The organism is Vibrio salilacus (assembly GCF_002811245.1).
Classification (GTDB): Bacteria; Pseudomonadota; Gammaproteobacteria; order Enterobacterales; family Vibrionaceae; genus Vibrio; species Vibrio salilacus.
The window spans coordinates 1-1,677 of record NZ_NIVQ01000064.1; the positions used below are offsets into that span (position 1 = coordinate 1).

At 45.0% G+C, this 1,677-nt stretch carries 1 protein-coding gene and 1 pseudogene; one reads left to right on the forward strand and one right to left on the reverse strand.

What is annotated here, in order from left to right:
- Window positions 1-788, forward strand: a 788-nt coding sequence (locus CDZ87_RS16670; RefSeq protein ID WP_100754527.1) for a formylglycine-generating enzyme family protein, incomplete at its 5' end; no start/stop codon positions are given.
- A gap of 35 nt (window positions 789-823) precedes the next feature.
- On the opposite strand, the pseudogene CDZ87_RS16675 reads toward CDZ87_RS16670, so the two are convergent.
- Window positions 824-1,677: pseudogene (locus tag CDZ87_RS16675) on the reverse strand (LysM peptidoglycan-binding domain-containing protein); the annotation flags it as partial.

The window sequence follows — 1,677 nt, forward strand, 5'->3', positions numbered from 1 at the left end:
CGTGTATGAATGCGGACCTCAATCGCCCGGTCTGGACACCAGAAGCAAGCTGTTATAGTGATGTCGAGATTGTAAGTCGTGGGGCGGATATCCAACATAAGGTGATTTTAAGCAGTTATTCGCTCTCAAAGTATGAAGCGGAGTTGTTAGATTATGATGTTTACCTGCAGGCATTTAATCGACCATTTGAACAGAGTGAAGATGAAGGGAAGTACCTAGAACGTCGCTCAAAGGACTATCAAATATATTTATCTTATTTTACTAGTAAACCTGCTAGAGAAGTAAACTGGCAAGATGCGAAAAACTATTGTCAGTGGCTGGGGCAATTAGCCGCTTTACCCGTGGACCTGCCGACTGAAGCGCAGTGGGAATACGCAGCTCGCAGTCGCGGTCAAAAACTCTACTACGCGACCAATAATGGTTTTATTCAGTTTAGAGGAAGGGGGTTTCATAACCCCGAGTTAGGTGGTTATGAGGAGTTTACTGATGAAACCGCTAATGTTGATACTGACCTAAACCCTGTTGGTACGTTTGCGCCCAATCCACTCGGTATTTATGATATGACTCGAAATGCCACAGAGTGGGTTAATGACTGGTTTTCGAAGGATTACTATAAAGTGTCACCTCAACATGATCCTCAGGGACCTGAAACGGGTGAGTATAAAGTGAAACGAGGTGGAGTTGGCATGGTTAATGTCGCCCGCGCCTATGATACGTTAAAGGGTGATAACCTGTCATACACGTCAGGGTTTCGCTGTGCATTGCAGAGCACTGAACCAGCTCACTAATATGTTATTAGACCGCCTTGCGGCGGTCGCTGTGGTTAAATATAGTAGCCATTGCTGTTGTTTATGCGTGCTACTTGGCGTTCTACAATCGCCCTTTTTTGACTCCATGCATTGCCTGAGCGTGGCGTAAAGGGACGCATTTGAGCAAAGTTACTCTCATTAATTTCATTGTCTTGCGCCAGTTTTAACACCCAGTCGTTGAAACTTCGCTGTTGTTCGTCATCCAAAATGGTATTAATCCGCGCCAGATTATCAAACAGCGCTTTATCCCCGGATTGTTTTTCACCGGTGACATTCATGCGAGACAACACCTCTTCGAAGCGCCGCCAAGTTTTGACTGCACCAAGTAATAAATAATATATCGCTGTCTCTTGTTTCTCTTCCCACGACAGGTAAAACGTGGTTACTAAGGTATTAAGCATCATACCAACGCTTTCAGGTAGCAGCTCATCAAACGGCACCTCGCCAGTGACAGAGTGACTGCTGCTGTTTACACCTTTAACAATGCTCTGGGTAAGGCGAAGGGCTTCTTTTTTCTTTTCGGATTCTAACTCCCAAAACTCCAAACGAGTATCCCACCATTTATTTATTGAACGCTGAGTATTCATAACCGCTTGTTTAAGCGCCTCTTCTGGATAGGTAATCATATCGCTGGCAAAAGCAATATAGCTAGAGCGCATAAAATGCCGATATACGTCTTCATCAAGATTTTCTAGCACCCGATAATCTGTCGCTTTTAAGCCTTTAAAGAGGATAACGGCCAGTTGCCACAATTGCTCAAAATCAATGGTAGTGCCAAATCCACCGCTGGCGCCAGGGCCAAACACTAAGCGGCCTGAGCAGTTAAAGTAGAATTTGCCATCATCACCAAGGCTTAACTGGAAGTCCC